Origin of the sequence: Streptomyces sp. CB02058, from assembly GCF_001905505.1 — a bacterium.
Classification (GTDB): Bacteria; Actinomycetota; Actinomycetes; order Streptomycetales; family Streptomycetaceae; genus Streptomyces.
In genome coordinates this window covers 1,227,605-1,245,134 of the sequence record NZ_LIPG01000002.1, presented here as the reverse complement: position 1 = coordinate 1,245,134, position 17,530 = coordinate 1,227,605, and the positions used below count along the sequence as shown (strand labels likewise).

Annotated in this window: 16 protein-coding genes; 5 read left to right on the top strand and 11 right to left on the bottom strand. The window is 72.6% G+C overall.

Going from position 1 to position 17,530, the window contains the following annotated elements; all coding sequences use genetic code 11:
* Window positions 1-12 precede the first annotated feature (12 nt).
* Window positions 13-513 (top strand): DUF3574 domain-containing protein, encoded by a 501-nt coding sequence (locus AMK10_RS12805; protein WP_073747794.1) that lies wholly within the window; start codon window positions 13-15, stop codon window positions 511-513.
* 137 nt (window positions 514-650) lie between these two features.
* On the opposite strand, the gene AMK10_RS12800 is transcribed toward AMK10_RS12805, so the two are convergent.
* From AMK10_RS12800 to AMK10_RS12790, 3 genes are all read right to left on the bottom strand, one after another.
* Window positions 651-1,928, bottom strand: a complete 1,278-nt coding sequence (locus AMK10_RS12800; protein ID WP_073747793.1) for an SWIM zinc finger family protein — start codon at window positions 1,926-1,928, stop codon at window positions 651-653.
* On the bottom strand, window positions 1,925-4,924 hold the full coding sequence (locus AMK10_RS12795; RefSeq protein ID WP_073747792.1) for a DEAD/DEAH box helicase: 3,000 nt from the start codon (window positions 4,922-4,924) through the stop codon (window positions 1,925-1,927). Before AMK10_RS12795 ends, AMK10_RS12800 begins: the two co-directional genes overlap by 4 nt.
* A gap of 123 nt (window positions 4,925-5,047) precedes the next feature.
* Window positions 5,048-6,121, bottom strand: a complete 1,074-nt coding sequence (locus tag AMK10_RS12790) for a slipin family protein (RefSeq protein WP_107428406.1) — start codon at window positions 6,119-6,121, stop codon at window positions 5,048-5,050.
* A 222-nt stretch (window positions 6,122-6,343) separates the two neighbouring features.
* Here AMK10_RS12790 and AMK10_RS12785 point away from each other — a divergent pair, with 222 nt between their 5' ends.
* A complete protein-coding gene (locus AMK10_RS12785; protein WP_073747791.1) occupies window positions 6,344-6,700 on the top strand; it encodes a hypothetical protein in 357 nt (118 codons plus the stop codon).
* On the opposite strand, the gene AMK10_RS12780 is transcribed toward AMK10_RS12785, so the two are convergent.
* From AMK10_RS12780 to AMK10_RS12770, 3 genes are all read right to left on the bottom strand, one after another.
* The gene (locus tag AMK10_RS12780) at window positions 6,682-7,155 is read right to left on the bottom strand and encodes a DoxX family protein (protein WP_073747790.1); all 474 of its coding nucleotides are present in this window, start codon (window positions 7,153-7,155) and stop codon (window positions 6,682-6,684) included. The two genes, AMK10_RS12785 and AMK10_RS12780, sit on opposite strands and share 19 nt — an antisense overlap.
* A 141-nt stretch (window positions 7,156-7,296) precedes the next feature.
* Complete coding sequence (locus AMK10_RS12775; RefSeq protein ID WP_073747789.1) at window positions 7,297-7,995, bottom strand: class I SAM-dependent methyltransferase; 699 nt, start codon at window positions 7,993-7,995, stop codon at window positions 7,297-7,299.
* Window positions 7,996-8,033: 38 nt separating this feature from the next.
* Complete coding sequence (locus AMK10_RS12770; protein WP_073747788.1) at window positions 8,034-9,185, bottom strand: ADP-ribosylglycohydrolase family protein; 1,152 nt, start codon at window positions 9,183-9,185, stop codon at window positions 8,034-8,036.
* Here AMK10_RS12770 and AMK10_RS12765 point away from each other — a divergent pair.
* Window positions 9,140-9,598, top strand: coding sequence for a DUF6343 family protein (locus AMK10_RS12765; RefSeq protein ID WP_443333121.1), 459 nt, complete (start codon window positions 9,140-9,142; stop codon window positions 9,596-9,598). The two genes, AMK10_RS12770 and AMK10_RS12765, sit on opposite strands and share 46 nt — an antisense overlap.
* A gap of 87 nt (window positions 9,599-9,685) precedes the next feature.
* Here AMK10_RS12765 and AMK10_RS12760 read toward each other — a convergent pair whose 3' ends face one another.
* The 4 genes from AMK10_RS12760 to AMK10_RS12745 all read right to left on the bottom strand — a co-directional run bounded on the left by AMK10_RS12760 (window position 9,686) and on the right by AMK10_RS12745 (window position 13,312).
* Window positions 9,686-10,054 carry a tetratricopeptide repeat protein gene (locus AMK10_RS12760; protein WP_073747787.1) on the bottom strand — a complete coding sequence of 123 codons (369 nt, stop codon included), beginning with the start codon at window positions 10,052-10,054 and terminating at the stop codon, window positions 9,686-9,688.
* 72 nt (window positions 10,055-10,126) lie between these two features.
* Complete coding sequence (gene coaE / locus AMK10_RS12755) at window positions 10,127-10,729, bottom strand: dephospho-CoA kinase (protein WP_073747786.1); 603 nt, start codon at window positions 10,727-10,729, stop codon at window positions 10,127-10,129.
* 38 nt (window positions 10,730-10,767) lie between these two features.
* Entirely contained in the window at window positions 10,768-11,706 is a 939-nt protein-coding gene (locus tag AMK10_RS12750) for a PAC2 family protein (protein ID WP_073747785.1), read from the bottom strand.
* Window positions 11,707-11,788: 82 nt separating this feature from the next.
* Window positions 11,789-13,312 carry a flavin monoamine oxidase family protein gene (locus AMK10_RS12745; RefSeq protein WP_079180687.1) on the bottom strand — a complete coding sequence of 508 codons (1,524 nt, stop codon included), beginning with the start codon at window positions 13,310-13,312 and terminating at the stop codon, window positions 11,789-11,791.
* A gap of 343 nt (window positions 13,313-13,655) precedes the next feature.
* On the opposite strand from AMK10_RS12745, the gene AMK10_RS12740 reads away from it, so the two are divergent.
* Window positions 13,656-14,618, top strand: a complete 963-nt coding sequence (locus tag AMK10_RS12740) for a right-handed parallel beta-helix repeat-containing protein (protein WP_073747783.1) — start codon at window positions 13,656-13,658, stop codon at window positions 14,616-14,618.
* A 141-nt stretch (window positions 14,619-14,759) separates the two neighbouring features.
* Here the strand turns inward: AMK10_RS12740 and rpsA are convergent, their stop codons facing one another.
* The gene (gene rpsA / locus AMK10_RS12735; RefSeq protein ID WP_014156844.1) at window positions 14,760-16,271 is read right to left on the bottom strand and encodes a 30S ribosomal protein S1; all 1,512 of its coding nucleotides are present in this window, start codon (window positions 16,269-16,271) and stop codon (window positions 14,760-14,762) included.
* A gap of 397 nt (window positions 16,272-16,668) precedes the next feature.
* On the opposite strand from rpsA, the gene AMK10_RS12730 reads away from it, so the two are divergent.
* Complete coding sequence (locus AMK10_RS12730; RefSeq protein ID WP_073747782.1) at window positions 16,669-17,493, top strand: class I SAM-dependent methyltransferase; 825 nt, start codon at window positions 16,669-16,671, stop codon at window positions 17,491-17,493.
* Window positions 17,494-17,530: the final 37 nt, after the last annotated feature.

Sequence of the window (17,530 nt, the reverse complement as noted above, 5' to 3'; positions counted from 1 at the left end):
CGGGAGACCGCAGTGCCGCGTCCGCGCACAGAGACCGATCCACGTCCCGAGCGTTCCGGGCGGCGCACCGCGGTCATGGCCGCCGTCGCCGCCTGCGCCGTACTCGGCGCCGGTACGCCCCTCGCGTACGCCACCCTGGGCGACACCGCGCCCCGGAGCGCCGCGGCCCCCGCCGCGCGCGGCACCGCCTACGTCGAGACCCGTCTCTTCTTCGGCACCGAACGGCCCGACGGCGGGACCGCTGTGACGGGCGCGCAGTTCCGGTCGTTCATCGACCGCGAGGTCACCCCGAGCTTCCCCAGCGGTCTGACGGTCCAGGAGGGCCGGGGGCAGTGGCGCGACTCCAACGGGGTGATCGAGCGGGAGCGTTCGTACGAACTCATCCTGCTGTACCCGGCGTCGGAGGCCCGTCTGCGGGACCCGCAGGTCGAACGGATCCGCACCGCGTACGAGAAGGCCTACGCCCAGGACTCGGTGGCCCGGCTGGACGAGCGCACCCTCGCCGACTTCTGAGCCGCTGGACGGACCGCCGCGGCGTCATCGGGGCACCGACGGACGGAGCGGACCTGGCGGCGCCTCACCGGCGCCGCCGCGCGGCTCCCCTGCCGCGGGACCGCCGCCGGTGTCGGGCCTCCGCGGACCGAGCAGCGTCAGCTCCGCAGGCCGGCGAGCGCGGCGACCGGGTCCGGGTCCGGTGCGGCTCTGGGCCACCAGTCGTCCTCGCCCGGATCGGACTCGTAGCCGTACCACCGGCTGTCGTGGCCGAAGCGGAGCTGCAGGGTGCCCCTGGCGTTGGTGAGGTGGTTGCGCCAGGGCTGGAAGCGCGGGAAGTCGGCGGCGGCGAGTGCGGGGCGGGCCCGGTCGAAGGGACCGGCCGGCGGGTCCCACGGGTTCTCCAGGACGTCGAGGCCCTCCGCGCCGCCCTGTCTCCAGGCCGCGACGGCGCGGGCCAGGTCGGTGGTGGTGCGGCCGGTGGCGAAGGCCAGTTCGCGGTAGAGGGCCCTGGTCGTGGCGGTGAGGCCTGCGGTGGGGCGGGACGCGGCGATCCGGACGGCGTCCTGCCAGGTGCTGAGCCCTGCGAGCGGGTCCTCTCCGGTGGTGAGCATCGTGTGGGCCCGGGCCGCCGCGTCCGTGGCGAGGTGGTCGAGGCCCAGCGGGTCACGGGCGCCGGGCAGTTCGGGGTAGGACGGGGGCTCGCCGGGATGGGGCGGCACCGGCAGTGGCGGGGGCAGCGGTGGCAGGAAGCGGTCGGCGAGGGCCTCGGCGGCCGGGACCGACGGCATGGCGGGGGTCTCCGGGCGCTCGCGTGCGGAGTGCTCCGCGTTGCGGCGGCCGAGCTCGTCGAGGAGTTCGCGCTCGCCCCGGCCGCGCATCAGCAGCAGGACGAACGGGTCGCTGTCCAGGAGCCGGGCCGTCTGGTAGCAGAGGGCGGCCACGTGCTTGCAGGGCCAGCCCCGGTCGGGGCAGGAGCAGTCCGGGTCCAGGTCACCGGCGGCGGGCAGCAGCCGGATGCCGGTCTCGCCCGCCGTGTCCACCAGGGAGTGCGGCATCTCCTTGTCGAGCAGGGCGGACAGGTGCCCCGGCCTGGCGGCCACGGCGTCCAGGAAGGTGTCCCAGTCGGCGGCCGAGAACGAACGCAGGCGCAGCTCCGCGCGGTAGGGGCGGGGGCGGCTTCCGTGGACGTAGGCGATGACCCGGCCGGGGGTGACGGTGATCGCGGCGACATGGCCGCCGTCGGCGTACGAACGGCCGCGGGCGAGGCGTCCCTCGTCCATCGACAGGGACTCCAGGGCGTCCACCCAGGCCCGGCCCCACCAGCTGTCGGCGAAGGGGCCGTCGGCGTCGGTGGCCCGGGCGGGCACCGCTTCGAACGTACGCCGCAGATCGTCGGGGCCGGGGCGGACCGCGGGGCTCCCACCGGGGCTCATGACGTCCTCCGGAGCGAGACGAGGTCGGCCAGGTCACGGTCGCTGAGCTCGGTCAGGGCGGCCTCGCCGGACCCGAGCACCGCGTCGGCGAGGACCCGCTTGGAGGCCAGGAGTTCGCTGATCCGGTCTTCGACCGTGCCTTCGGCGATCAGCCGGTGCACCTGGACCGGCTGGGTCTGACCGATGCGGTACGCCCGGTCGGTGGCCTGCTCCTCGACCGCGGGGTTCCACCACCGGTCGTAGTGGATGACATGGGCGGCCCGGGTGAGGTTCAGTCCCGTGCCCGCCGCCTTGAGGGAGAGCAGGAAGACGGGGACCTCGCCGGACTGGAAGCGGTCCACCATCCGCTCACGCTCGGGCACCGGCGTGCCGCCGTGCAGCAGTTGGGAGGGGACGGCGCGGGAGGCGAGGTGGGCGGAGAGGAGCCGGGCCATCGAGACGTACTGGGTGAAGATCAGGACGGAGCCGTCCTCGGACAGGATCGTGTCGAGGAGCTCGTCGAGCAGGGCGAGCTTGCCGGAGCGTCCGGTCAGCCGGGTCGGCTCCTCCTTCAGATACTGCGCGGGGTGGTTGCAGATCTGCTTGAGCGAGCCCAGCAGCTTCATGATCAGCCCGCGTCGCGCGATGCCCTCCGACTGCTCGATGAACGCCATGGTCTCCCGGACCGCGGCTTCGTAGAGGGTGGCCTGCTCGCGGGTGAGGAAGACGGGGTGGTCGGTCTCGGTCTTGGGCGGCAGCTCGGGCGCGATGCCGGGGTCGGACTTCTTGCGGCGCAGCAGGAAGGGGCGGACCAGCCGGGAGAGCCGCTCGACCGCCTCCTCGTTGCCCAGGCCGGCGGCGGTGCCGGTGTTCTCCACGATCCGGGCGTGCCGGGCGCGGAACGCCTTGAGCGGGCCGAGCAGACCGGGGGTGGTCCAGTCGAGCAGCGCCCAGAGCTCGGAGAGGTTGTTCTCGACGGGGGTGCCGGTCAGGGCGACCCGCGCGGGGGCGGGGATGGTGCGCAGGGCCCTGGCCGTGGAGGAGTGCGGATTCTTCACGTGCTGCGCCTCGTCGGCGACGACCAGGCCCCAGGTGTGCGCGGCGAGCTGCTCCGCGCTGGAGCGCATCGTGCCGTACGTCGTGAGGACGAAGCCGCCGTCCGCGCCCGTGAGGCTGCGGTCGGTGCCGTGGAAGCGGCGCACGGGGACGCCCGGTGCGAAGCGGTTGATCTCGCGGTGCCAGTTGCCGAGGAGGGAGGCGGGGCAGACGACGAGGGTGGGGGCGGGGTGGGCGCGGTGCAGGTGGAGCGCGATGACCGTGATCGTCTTGCCCAGCCCCATGTCGTCGGCGAGACAGCCGCCGAGGCCGAGGGAGGTCATCCGGTCCAGCCAGGCCAGGCCGCGGAGCTGGTAGTCGCGGAGGGTGGCGTCGAGGCCGGGCGGCGCGGGGAGGGTGGCGTCCTCGTCCAGGATGCGCGCGCGGAGCGCGGCGAGGGCTCCGGCGGGCACGGCCTCGACCTGCTCGCCGTCGACCTCGGCGGCGCCGGTCAGGGCGACGGCGAGGGCGTCCACGGGGTCCAGGAGGCCGAGCTCCCGCTTGCGCGCCTTGCGCACGAGCGACGGGTCGACGACGACCCACTGGTCACGCAGACGCACCACGGGGCGGTGCGCCTCGGCGAGCGTGTCCATCTCCGCCTCGGTGAGGTGGTCGTCGCCGAGGGAGAGCTGCCAGTTGAACGCGAAGAGCTGCTCGGCGTCGAAGAACGAGGTGCCGTCGGTGGCCGAACCGGGCGCGGGCCGGACGACGGCCGCCGCCGTGAGCGAGCGCGCGAGCTCCCGGGGCCAGTGGACGGCGACCCCCGCCGCCGCGAGCCGCGCTCCCGCCTCGCCGATCAGTTCGTGGAGCTCGTCCTCGGTGACGGCGAGGACGTCGGGGACGGGCTGCTCCAGCAGGCGCTCCAGGGGCGGCCAGACGCGGGCGGCGCGGCGCAGCGCGAGCACGGCGTCGATCCTGGCCCGGGGCCCGAAGGGCTCGCCCGCGCCGCCGGCCCACAGGGTGGCCGCGTCGGTGACGTACGTCGGGTCGGCGAGGCTGTGCACCTGGGTGATGGCGGCGGCGGCATGGCGCGCGGCGGACGGAGCGGCCCGCACGTCCTCGCTCCCGGCGGCCTCCGCGCCGTCTCCGGTGCTGTCGCCGTCGGTGTCGGTGCTGTCGCCGTCGCCGCTGTCGAAGAGGTCGTACGCCGACAGGTCGAGCCGGAGCGACACACGCACCCCGGCGTCGAGTCCTGCGGCCACCTCGACGGCCCAGGCACGGGCCTCCGGCAGATGCTGTGCCTCGCGGGCGGCGAACGGCGTCCCCATCGCGTGGGCGGCGGCGGGCGTGCGGGGAAGGACGTCGGCGACTGCGTCGAGGAAGGCGCCGATCAGCGCCCTGGGTTCGGGAACCCGCAGGGGTGTGCCGTCGAGCGGGACCGCGTGTCCCTCGGGCGGCATCGAGGCGGCGACGGCTCTCAGATGCGCGATGTCCTCCGCGTCGCGCGGGCCCGCGCGCCAGGCGTCGTGGTCGTCGGCCGTCAGCCCGGGCAGCAGTCTTCCGCGTGCGACGAGGGTCAGCGCGTGCACGGCCGCCGCACCCCAGGCGCGGGTCGCGGGGTGGGCCGCGGCGCGGTGCCGGGCGCGGGCGAGCAGCGGGACCGCGTCCTCGACGGGAAGCACCACGGCGGGCACCGTGCGGGAGCGGACGCCGTCCGAGGCCGTACTGCCGGTGCTGCCCGCGCCGGCCTCCTGGCGCCCGACGACCGTGAGCCCGGTCAGGGCGTACGCGGACTCCCCCGCGGATTCGACCGCGGCCGGCGGCGCCCCACCGGGCAACGCCGTGTCGGAGCCGCCGAGGCCGGCGCTCCCGTCCGGGTCCCAGAAGGCGATCCGGCCGTCCTGGGGCAGTGCGCCCGGCAGGAACACCGCGGCGCACCGGAGCAGCCGCTCGCCGGCCTCGTCCCGCGTCTGCCGCGCCATGCCACTGCCCCCTTCCGCCTCGGTCCCGTCAACGTCTCCCCCCGCCCTGGTGAGTCTAGGCGGGGGGTGTGACAGCGCCCGCCCCGGCCGTGTTTCCACAGGTGGGACGGGCTACGAAGGGGGTCAGTGACGGGTGAGGGGCCTGGCGTGGGACCCGTCGGACAGCTGCTCGGGGTCGAACTCCGGCAGCCCGTCCGGATCGAACTCCGGCACCGGACCGGACCCGGTCTGCGCCCGGCGCGGAGCGGGCCGCTCCGGGACGGACTCCTCCGGGACCGGCTCCTCCACGACGGACTCCTCCGGGACCGGCTCCTCCACGACGGACTCCTCCGGGACCGGCCCGTCCACCGCGGCCCCGTCCGGAGCGGGACGCTCCTCCACCACGCGCTGCTCGGCCGACGCGCTCCGCGGCTCCCCCGCGGCGACCGGCTGCGGCCCCTGCTGGGCACGCTCGAGGAAGCGGAGCAGCTCCACGGGGAAGGGCAGCACCAGTGTCGAGTTCTTCTCGGCCGCGACCGCGACCACCGTCTGCAGCAGTCGCAGCTGGAGCGCGGCCGGCTGGGCCGACATCTCGCCGGCCGCCTGGGCGAGCTTCTTCGACGCCTGGAGCTCGGCGTCCGCGTTGATGACCCGGGCGCGCCGCTCACGGTCGGCCTCGGCCTGCCGGGCCATCGAGCGCTTCATCGTCTCCGGCAGCGACACGTCCTTGATCTCCACCCGGTCGATCTGCACGCCCCAGCCCACGGCGGGGCTGTCGATCATCAGCTCCAGGCCCTGGTTGAGCTTCTCGCGGTCGGACAGCAGATCGTCCAGATCGCTCTTGCCGATGATCGACCGCAGGGAGGTCTGCGCCATCTGGGAGACCGCGAACCGGTAGTCCTCCACCTGGATCACGGCGCTCGCCGGGTCCACGACCTTGAAGTAGATGACGGCGTCCACACGCACCGTCACGTTGTCCCGCGTGATGCCGTCCTGGGCGGGGACGGGCATCGTCACGATCTGCATGTTGACCTTACGAAGCCGGTCGACACCCGGGACGATCATGGTGAAGCCCGGGGCGCGCACCTGGTCGTGCAGCCTGCCGAGCCGGAGCACCACGCCCCGCTCGTACTGTTTGACCACCCGCGCCGCGGCCAGGGCGTACAACAGGCAGCACGACACCACCGCCACCAACGCGACCACCAGCTCCTGGACCATCACGGCCCCCTGCCTCCGGGAATGCGTCACCGCATCCACTCGCCATGCCTCTATTACCACGATATGCCCGATATGCCCACTCTCGAACCTCTGTCCGGGTGTCCATGGCCCCGGCCGGCCGCACACCGGATGCCGGCACCCGGGGGAACGGGCAGGGTGGCCAGCGCCAGCACGTCTCTGTGACGTACCGATGAGCCGGACGAGCAGACGAGGACCCCGCCCATGTCCGTCACCGCGCCCCCCACCGTTCTCCGCCGACGTACCCGCATCGCCGCCGGTGCGGCCCTGCTCACCCTGGCCGTCACCGGCTGTTCGGGCCTGGGGCGCACCGCGGTGGGGCCGGTCTCCTACACCACCGAGCGGGAGAAGGTCATCACCGTGAACAGCCCTTCGGTGAAGGGCTGCCACCGGATGGCTCCGGCCGGGGCGAACAAGGTCGCCAACCAGACCCTGATCGACATGATCCTGTACCGCACCGTCGACTGCACAGGGGGCGGCACCACCTACGTAGCCACCACGTTCACCGACTCCAACTCCCCGCGCAGCCTGCCCTGGCGCAGCTACCGGTTCGTCCACTGACCGGCGCGGGGTGCCCGGCCCCGCCCGCGCAGCAGTCCGGCCAGCTCCGCCGTACGCTCCCGCCGCTCGCGGGCGATCAGGACGACCAGCACGATGAGCAGCGCCGGCATGACGGCGTTCGGAGGGTCGAGCAGGGTCAGCTGGACGACGGCCGCGCCCGCCAGCAGCCCGGCCAGGGCCACCGCGGCCACTCCGGCCAGCAGCGGGATCAGCAGGGCCACCGCACCGGCGAGCTCCAGGCCGCCGATCGTGTACATCGCGCCGCTGCCCCAGCCCATCCGGTCGAAGGACTCCACGGCGGACTCATGGGCGACGAGCTTGGCCACCGCGCTGAAGCCGAGGAACAGCGCGAGGGCGACGCGGGCGCCGGTCAGGGCGACAGCTGCCGTACGGCGGCGCGGTGCGGCCGGGCCCGCGGCGGTGGGGGAAACGGTGGAAGCGGCTGTTTCGGACATGGAGGTCTCCTCGCGTGGCGTCGTCCGGGACGGGCGCCAGGGGGGCGCGGCCTCCGCCGCGCCACCTCCCGGCACCTGTACGACCAAGACCGCGCGGGGCCCCGGAACTCATCGCTTCCGGGCCTCGGATCCGCCTGCTTCTCAGGGCTTCCCGGGACGCGCGAGCACCCAGACGCCGTCCGGGGTGAGAAAGCGGTCGACGGCGAGCCCGGCCTCCGCCAGATACGCCTCGAAGCGCTCTGCGGACAGCGCACGGGAGCGGAAGGTCTGGGTCCAGCGGGCGTCCTCGAAGACGTACTCGGCGCGCACCTCGTCCACTCCGTCGCCCAGCGGCTCCGCCGAGAGGATGCGTATGGTGCAGCCCGCCTGCCGGTCCTCCCGCTCCCGGGGCAGGTTCGAGTGGTAGTCGGCGCCCTCCCGCTGGATGAGCACGACCCCGTCGTCCTTCACATGCCTGCGGCAGGCCCCGAGCAGCCCTTCCCTGACCCGGTGGTCGCTCGTGTGCACCAGGAAGGACCCCAGCACCACCGCGTCGAACCGCTCCTCGCCGAGATCCAGCTCCTCGATCGGGCTCCGCACCGTGCGGGCTCCGCGGACGCGCTCCAGCATCTGCGCCGACTCGTCCACCGCGGTCACCGCGAAGCCGAGCTCGACCAGCGGATGCGTCACCCGGCCCGCGCCGCAGCCCAGTTCGAGGACGCTCGCACCGGGTGGCAGGACCGACCCGATCACCTCCGGTTCGGTGTCGGCGGACAGGCGCGCGTAGAGCTCGACCGCGCAGCCGTCGGGTGTGATGGAGCCGGGTCCCGTCCCTGTGTGTCCCTCACGTATCAGGCTCATACCGGCGCAACGCCCGGGCGGGGGTGAGGCGTTCCCCGTCAGTTCCGCGGGTAGCGCCCTTCCGGCCATGCGACCGGGTGCTCGAACTCCATGCAGAGGTCGTCGGCGAGTTCGGCGATCACGGACCGCCCCTCCGTGGCCGCGAGCCATGCGGCGGGCAGCCGTACGTCCCCGTGGTGGGCGCCCAGCAGATTGCCGCAGACCGAACCGGTGGAGTCGCTGTCGCCCGAGTGGTTGACCGAGAGCAGCAGCGCCTCGGCCACGTCGTCGGCCCCCGGCAGCGCGAGCGCGCAGTACACGGCGATGGCGAGGGCCTCCTCGGCGACCCAGCCCGCGCCGAGCGACTCGGCCCGTTCGGCCGTCGGCCGGCCGGGCGCGGCGGCGAGGTCGACCGCCGCCCTCAGCGCGGCCGTCGTCTCCTCGTGGCCGTGGTGGCGGCCCAGCAGCTCCATGGCGCGCAGCACGGCACCGGCCGGTGAATCGCCCTCCAGCAGATACGTGACGATCGCGGCCAGCGCACCCGCGGCGTACGCCCCGGTGGGGTGGCCGTGGGTGATAAGCGCGCACCTGGCGGCCAGGGCGAAGCCCGTCGCCGCGTCCTCGCCGAGCAGCCCGAAGGGGGCCGACCTCATGACCGTGCCGCAGCCCTTGGAGTGCGGATTGACGGGGCCGGGCTGTCCGAGCGGGGCACCGGGCGCGGGGGCCTGCCCGGACGCCAGGCCCGTCAGGCAGGCGTTGCCGGGCGCGCGGCGCGCGTACAGCCAGGGCTGGTGTCTGAGCCACCCGGTGCGTACGGGGCCGTCCCCGTCGGGCGCGGGCGGGAAGGGGTGGTTCTGGGTGTCGAGCCAGCGCAGATAGGCGTTGCGGACGATCTCGGTCTCGGCTCCTCCGACGCCCTTGGCGGCTGCCCTGGCGTGGGCCCTGATCAGCCCTTCGACCGTGAACAGCGTCATCTGTGTGTCGTCCGTGACCCGTCCGACCGCCCCGTCCTGATCGGCGACGAGCCCGCGGACCCCGGCCTCGCCGTGGGCGCGGCGGATGCCGTCGAGGGAGAGGAACTCGACCGGGTTGCCCAGCGCGTCCCCGATCGCCCCGCCCAGCAGCGCGCCCCGCACCCTGGACCGGCGGGCGGTGCCCTCGTCCCATGACCGGGCGCCCCTCGTCGCGTATCCCCGTCCCGTCGTCGTCACAGTCCGCTCCCCGTCGTCCTCATCGGTTTCCGTACGCCGTGCCGCGGGTTCATGCTGGAGAAGAGGCGATGGTGATGCGTACCGGAAATGAACCGTCCACCGCGCGCAGCCCCCTGCGGATTCGGCTCTCGCTGAGTGTATGGGGCATGATCTGGGCCGCGTTCGGCCTGACGGCCTTCGTGGCGGCCGGGCGCCCGGGCTGGGCGACGGCCTGCGGTGTACTGCTGGCGATCACCGTCACGGACTTCTGCCTCGTCCTGCGCCACATCCGGCAGGGCCCGCGCTATCAGCCGGGCCGGAACATCCCGCCGTACGAGCCCGAGAGGGACGGACCCGGCAAGGGCGCACCACGGCGGAACGCCCCGCCGTACGAACCCGGCCGGCGCGACTGGGGCCCGTACGACAGACGCTGAGCCCGGCCGGCGCGACTGGGGCCAGTACGAGCCGCCCAGAGGCCGGGGCCCGCGCCCGTCAGGACCGGTTGGACCGGGCCTCGCCCGTCACGGCCGGTCGTCGAAGCGGGCGGCCCGCAGGTATTCGGGGTTCGGGTCGAGCGCGGCGGCCAGCCGGAAGTGACGGGTGGCCTGTTCCGGCCGGCCGGCGCGCTGGAAGGTGCGGGCGAGGGCGAAGTGGGCGAAGGCGTTGTCCGGCTCGCGCTCCAGGACCAGCTCGAATTCGAGCTCGGCCGGACGGAGTTGGGCGGCGGCGAAGAAGGCCCGGGCGCGCAGCAGCCGGGCCGCCGTGTTCTCCGGGTGGGCGGCGATCACCGAGTCGAGCAGCTTGACCGCACCGCGCGGATCCCGCGCGGCGAGCAGTCGCTCCGCGGCACGGAAGTCGATGACGTGTGTTTCCGGGTTCCTCTCGGGCACGGCCGTATCCTTCCCTTCGCCTTCCGCTCTTCAACATCCGGCCGGGTGGCCGTATTCCGGCCGGTCGCGGGGTCAGCCGGCGGCGGCCCGGGCGGTCAGCTCCGACCAGACCTTCCTGACCTGCGGTTCCAGGTTCTCCAGGGGCCCGTCGTTGTCGACGACGAGGTCGGCGACGGCCAGCCGCTCCTCGCGGGTGGCCTGGACCGCCATCCGGGCGCGGGCGTCGGACTCCGTCATGCCGCGCAGCCTCAGGAGCCGGTCGAGCTGGGTTTCGGGGGCCGCGTCCACGACCACGACCAGGTCGTAGAGGGGGGCGAGGCCGTTCTCCGTGAGCAGCGGGACGTCGTGGACGACGACCGCGCCGGGTCCGGCGGCCCGCTCCAGCTCGGCGGAACGGGCGCCCACGAGCGGGTGCACGATGCCGTTGAGCGTGGCCAGGCGGGCGGGATCGGCGAAGACGATCGTGCCGAGCGCCGAGCGGTCCAGGGAGCCGTCGGTGTTGAGGATGCCGGGCCCGAAGGCCTCGACGACGGCGGTGAGCCCGGGGGTGCCGGGCTCCACGACCTCGCGTGCGATCCGGTCCGCGTCGATCAGTACGGCTCCGTAGCGTGCGAGCAGCCGTGACACTTCGCTCTTGCCGGCGCCGATCCCGCCGGTCAGGCCCACTTTCAGCATGCGCCCGAGCCTAAGGGATGCACCGACGGCCCCCGGCCTCAGGAATCGCCCTCGCGTTCCGCGAGGAAGCGCTCGAATTCGCGGCCGATCTCGTCGGCCGACGGCAGATCGACCGGTTCCGCGACGAGGTTGCCCCGCGTCTCGGACCCCGCGACCGCGTCGTACTGGTGCTCGAGCCCTTCGACGAGCGAGACGAGCTCCTCGTCGCCCTGGCCGATCTGCCGGTCGATCTCGGTCTGGGTGCGGTGCGCCTCCGTGCGCAGCGTGTGCGCGACGCTCGGCAGGACCAGTCCGGTCGCCGCCGTGATCGCCTCCAGGGCGGTGAGCGCGGCGTCCGGGTAGGCGGACCTGGCGACGTAGTGCGGCACATGGGTGGCCACACCGAGGACGTCGTGCCCGGCCTCCATCAGCCGGTACTCCACGAGCGCCTCGGCGGAACCGGGCACCTGCGCCTCGTCGAAGGGGCTGCGGTGGCCGGGCATCAGGTCGGTGCGGTTGCCGTGCGGGGTGATGCCGACCGGGCGGGTGTGCGGGACGCCCATCGGGATGCCGTGGAAGTTGACCGAGAGGCGGACGCCGAGCCGCTCCACGATCTGCTCCACGGCGGCGGCGAACCGCTCCCACTCGACGTCGGGCTCGGGGCCGGACAGCAGCAGGAAGGGCGCGCCCGTGGCGTCCTGCACGACGCGGACGTCCAGAGTGGGCGCCTCGAACGCCGTCCACCGGTCGCGCCTGAAGGTGAGCAGCGGGCGGCGCGCCCGGTAGTCGACGAGCCGGTCGTGGTCGAAGCGGGCGACGATCTGGTGCGGCAGCGTCTCGAGCAGGCCGTCGACGATCTGCTCACCCGTCTCGCCCGCGTCGATGTATCCGTCGAAGTGGTAGAGCATGACCAGGCCGGCCGACTCCTGGGCGAGCGCCATGTCGACGACTGCCAGGCCCTTCGGCTCCCATTCGTACAAACTCTGCGGATCAGGCACGGTTACCGCTCCTCCTCGTGTTCCTCGACAAGAACACCCCGCCCGGCCACGGCATTCCCGCTCCCGCGCGTTTCACATGTGGTTACGCGAGGACACGGCTGTGCAGGGCCGTCACCGCCTTCCGCGCGGAGGTGAAGGCTCCGTGCTGCCAGGCGTCGGTGTGGCTGAGGTGGTCCCCGGCGAAGTACACATGTCCGGCGGGGCTGTTGAGCGGTGCGAACACGGCGGCGTCGGGTCCGCCGGACAGGGAGTGCCAGGCGGTCTCCAGATGGGGCGTCTGACGCCAGTGGTGGGAGAACGACGAGGCCAGCTCCGTACGGTACTTCTCGCCGTGGATCTTCACGCCCTGGGCGACGGCCCTCGCCTCCCGGTCCCGCGGGGCGAGCGCGGCGTAGGCGTCCGCCTGGGAGCCGTAGTTGTAGTACCCGATGACGACTCCGCGCGCGCCGTGGTGGCCGTACGACGGGTACCAGATGTGGGAGAGGTCCATGTCCGTCTCGGTGATGCCCCCGTAGATCCGGTGGTCGGTCTCCCACCAGCGGCTGCGGTACTCCAGCCCGATCTTGCCCGCCGAGGCGGGCTTGCAGGCCTCCAGGGCGGTCTGGACGGCGGGGCCGAGGTTGTGGGCCGTCCTGGCCAGGATGTTGGGGGGCAGCGCGGCGACGCAGTAGTCCGCCTCGATGCGCTGGGTGCGGCCCGACCGGGTGTAGGTGACGGTGACGCCGTGGGCCGTGTCGGTGATGTCGGTGACGACCGCCCCGGTGCGTATCCTCCGCTCGCCTATCGCCCGGGTGAGGGCGGCGGGTATCCGGTCCATGCCGCCGACCGGCTGGAACATCAGCATGGCCTGGTCGTACTCGAACTCGAAGGAGAAGTAGCGCCCGACGCCGCTGGCGAAGACCTCGGACGCGGTGGGTACGGAGCCGAGCACCTCACCCGGGGTCCCGGCGGCGGCCGGGTCGACGCGGTAGCCACGGCGGGAACTGCCGGTGTAGTCGAGCGTGTCGCCGATGTCGCCGAAGTCCTTGAGGAACTCCAGGAGCCGTTCCTGGTCGTCGGCGGTGATCTGCCGGTCCAGGGCACCCTTGTCCGTGGCCTTGGCGAGGAGCTCGGCGACATAGCCGTAGACGTCGGCCTTCGCGGTGCGGTAGCGCACCGGGGCCTTCATGCCCGCCTGCTCGTTGTAGAGGTAGGCGTTCGCGTTCGTGTTGGTGAACACCTCGACGGGGACGCCGAGTTCACGGCAGTAGTCGAGGGTGACCATCCACTGCGGGATGCGGCCGGGCCCCGCGTTCATGTACTGGCCGTCGCCGAAGCGGGCGGTCTGCTTGTTGCCGTAGGTGTCGGTGGTCGAATCGCCGCCCCGGACGGTGAAGTTGCGCCCGCCGGTGCGGCCCCTGGCCTCCAGGACCGTACAGTCGTACCCCGCCTTGCCCAGCTCGTACGCGGCGGCGAGGCCGGCGATGCCTCCGCCCACGACGACGACCTTCGCCGCGGCCTTCCCCTTCAGCGAGAAGTCGCTCGCGCTCGGCGCCCGGAAGACGGGTTCGCGGGCCGCCGCCTGCGCGGTGGGGGCGAGGCCGAGCGCGCCCATGGTGGCGAACATGGCGCCGGCGCCGCCGGTGATGCCGACGCTGCGCAGAAAGCTCCGGCGGCTGGCGCCCGCCGGCACGGGAGAGACGTGCGAGACGCGTGAGGTGTTCGACGTATGAGGCATTCCCGGGCTCCCCTGAGTGATCCTGACGTTGCGCCGGATCCTGGCAAGCGCTTGTTTCGGGCCGTCAGTGACTCGTGTATCCCACACGTTTCCTCTGCCCGGCGACGACCGCGCATATTGGTCCAGACCTTGACATGCCCACGCAGCTCTCTTAGCGTCGCCGGCAAGTTCAGAGCCTCGCCCCACATTCACGTACGGGACCATCTGGGACCCTCGACGGGAAGGCACCGCCATGCGCACCCGCACACTGATCCCCGCCCTGCTGACCGCGGCCCTCGCGGCGGGCGTCCCGTCCCCCGCCGCGGCCGGCGGGGCGCGGGCGGAAGCGGTCGTCGACGTGAGCACCGCGGCCCAGCTCAAGGCGGCACTGGCCGCCGCGGCCCCCGGTGACACGATCCGGCTCGCCGACGGTACGTACACCGGCAACTTCAAGGCGACCGTCCCGGCCACCTCCGCCGCGCGGATCACCCTCACCGGATCCCCGGCGGCCGTCCTCACCGCGGGCGGCGGATACGGGCTGCACCTGAACGGGGCCTCGTACTGGACGGTCCACGGCCTGACGGTGACCGGTGGCCAGAAGGGCATCGTGACGGACGCGGCAAACGGCGTCGTCATCGACTCGGTGACCGTGCACGACCTCGACATGGAGGGCGTGCACTTCCGCACGTCAAGCCGGGACGGTGTCCTGAGGAACTCCCGGATCCACGACACCGGCCACAACGGCCGGGGCATGGGCGAGGGCGTGTACGTCGGCTCGGCGGGCGACCTCACCGACCGGAGCGACGGGGTCCTGATCCAGGGCAACACCATCGGTCCGGGGGTCGGCGGCGAGAACGTCGACATCAAGGAGGGCACCACGGGCGCGAGGATCATCGGGAACACCTTCGACGGCAGCGGACTGACCGGTGCCAACTACGACGACTCCTGGGTCGACGTGAAGGGCAACGACGTGCTGGTGGAGAACAACAAGGGCGTCCGCACCACGAACAACGGATACGAGACCCACACCCAGCAGAGCGGCTGGGGCTGCGGCGCGGTCTTCCGCGGCAACACCTCCGACCTGACCGGCGCCACCGGAGGCGGGCAGCTCGCCGTGAACGTCACCAACCAGAGCGCCGCCTGCCGCACCACGGTGTACGGCAGCAACACGGTGACCGGCGGCAAGGGGCTGACGAACATCGCGGTGACGCCCTGACGCCCTGAAGCCGCCCGCCCGCCCCGGCGGTCCGGACCCGGTGCCCCGCCCCGGGACACGCATGAGGCCCGCCCCCCGAAGGGGACGGGCCTCATTCACAACTCTACAGCTCTACGCCGATGAGCGGCTGGGGTCGGAGCGTCAGCTCTGGCCGCCGGCCAGCTTCTCGCGCAGGGCAGCCAGGGCCTCGTCCGACGCCAGGGCGCCGGAGTTGTCCGCGGACTCCGAGGAGTACGAGCCGCCACCGCTGCCACCGGAGGCAGCCGGGGCAGCGCCGGCCGGGGCGGCAGCGCCCTCGGCAGCGGCAGCCTCGTCGGCCTCGCGGGACTTGATGACCTGGGCCTGGTGCTGCTCGAAGCGCTGCTGCGCCTCGGCGTACTGGGTCTCCCAGACCTCGCGCTGCGCCTCGAAGCCCTCGAGCCAGTCGTTGGTCTCGGGGTCGAAGCCCTCGGGGTAGATGTAGTTGCCCTGGTCGTCGTAGGACGCGGCCATGCCGTACAGGGTCGGGTCGAACTCGACCGAGGCCGGGTCGCCACCGAAGGCCTCGTTGGCCTGCTTCAGCGAGAGGCTGATGCGACGGCGCTCGAGGTCGATGTCGATGACCTTGACGAAGATCTCGTCGTTGACCTGGACGACCTGCTCCGGGATCTCCACGTGGCGCTCGGCCAGCTCGGAGATGTGGACCAGACCCTCGATGCCCTCGTCGACGCGCACGAACGCACCGAAGGGAACGAGCTTGGTGACCTTACCGGGAACGACCTGCCCGATCTGGTGCGTACGGGCGAACTGCTGCCACGGGTCTTCCTGCGTCGCCTTGAGCGACAGCGAGACGCGCTCGCGGTCCATGTCGACGTCGAGGACCTCGACGGTGACTTCCTGGCCGACCTCGACAACCTCGGAGGGGTGGTCGATGTGCTTCCAGGACAGCTCGGAGACGTGCACGAGACCGTCGACGCCACCCAGGTCCACGAAGGCACCGAAGTTGACGATCGAGGAGACGACGCCGGAGCGGACCTGACCCTTCTGGAGGGTCGTGAGGAACGTCTGGCGAACCTCGGACTGGGTCTGCTCGAGCCAGGCACGGCGGGACAGGACCACGTTGTTGCGGTTCTTGTCCAGCTCGATGATCTTGGCCTCGAGCTCCTTGCCCACGTAGGGCTGGAGGTCGCGGACGCGACGCATCTCGACGAGCGACGCCGGGAGGAAGCCGCGGAGGCCGATGTCGAGGATGAGACCACCCTTGACGACCTCGATGACGGTACCGGTGACGATGCCGTCTTCTTCCTTGATCTTCTCGATGGTGCCCCAGGCACGCTCGTACTGAGCGCGCTTCTTCGAGAGGATCAGGCGACCTTCCTTGTCCTCCTTCTGGAGAACCAGGGCCTCGATCTCGTCGCCGACCTTGACGACCTCGTTCGGGTCGACGTCGTGCTTGATCGAGAGCTCGCGGCTCGGGATGACGCCTTCGGTCTTGTAACCGATGTCGAGGAGAACCTCGTCCCGGTCAACCTTGACGATGACACCGTCAACGATGTCGCCGTCGTTGAAGTACTTGATCGTCTCGTCGATCGCCGCGAGGAACGCGTCCGCGTCGCCGATGTCGTTGACCGCAACCTGCGGAGTGGTGGCGGTGGTCTCGGTGCTGCTCGTCATGTGGGAAAGGGCTCCGGTACGGACAGTGAGTCGTAGGTACTGCTACGCCGAAAGCCCGTATCGCCTCTGCAGAAGCCGGACAGCTTGGAGGGCACCCAACCTGTACCGGATAGGCACCTCGACAACCGAGGGGACATGCAACAGACGCGAGCGCGGCCTGCTAGGTCTGAAGCGCGCAGGCTCGCAGCGCAACTTGTAGCATACGGGGGCAGCCGGACAGGGTCAATGCGCGAAGGCGCACACCCGGGGCACACCACCCCATTCCCGGCACAACTCACGTTCACCGAGGCCACATCGGTCGCAGTGGTGTGGTGCGCGCACACGAGCGTACTCACCCGTACGGCCCGTGGAGGCACCCGCGCGAGGCGGGTGAAGGCAAACTACAACGACGGGCACGATGAGCCAAGAGATCTACGGGTCCGAACCCGAAGCGACCCGGCGGAACGCCGGCGAGGCGGAGAGCAGCCGGGCGAGCCGCGGCTGGTGGGACCGGAACGCCGACGAATACCAGAGCGACCACGGGGCCTTCCTCGGCGACGACCGCTTCGTCTGGGGCCCGGAGGGGCTCGACGAGGCCGAGGCCGCGCTGCTGGGGCCCGCGGCCGGTCTGAAGGGCCTGGACGTCCTGGAGATCGGCGCGGGCGCCGCGCAGTGCTCCCGCTGGCTGGCCGCCCAGGGCGCCCGCCCGGTGGCCCTGGACCTCTCGCACCGCCAGCTCCAGCACGCGCTGCGCATCGGCGGCGGTGTCCCGCTGGTGGAGGCCGACGCGGGCCGGCTCCCCTTCCGGGACGGCTCCTTCGACCTGGCCTGCTCCGCCTACGGCGCGGTGCCCTTCGTCGCCGACCCCGTCCAGGTGTTCCGCGAGGTCCGCCGGGTGCTGCGGCCGGGCGGCCGCTGGGTCTTCTCGGTGACGCACCCGATCCGCTGGGCCTTCCCCGACGAGCCGGGGCCCGAGGGCCTCTCCGTCGCCGCCTCCTACTTCGACCGCGTGCCGTACGTGGAGCAGGACGAGCACGGTGACGCGGTGTACGTGGAGCACCACAGGACGCTGGGCGACCGGGTGCGGGACGTGGTGGCGGGCGGCTTCCGGCTGGTCGACCTGGTGGAGCCGGAGTGGCCCGACTGGAACGACCAGGAGTGGGGCGGCTGGTCCCCGCTGCGGGGGCATCTGATCCCCGGCACGGCGATCTTCGTCTGCGAACGGGACGGCGCGGCCTCCTGAGGCACCGGCCGTCCTGCCGGGACCGGGGGCGTACGAG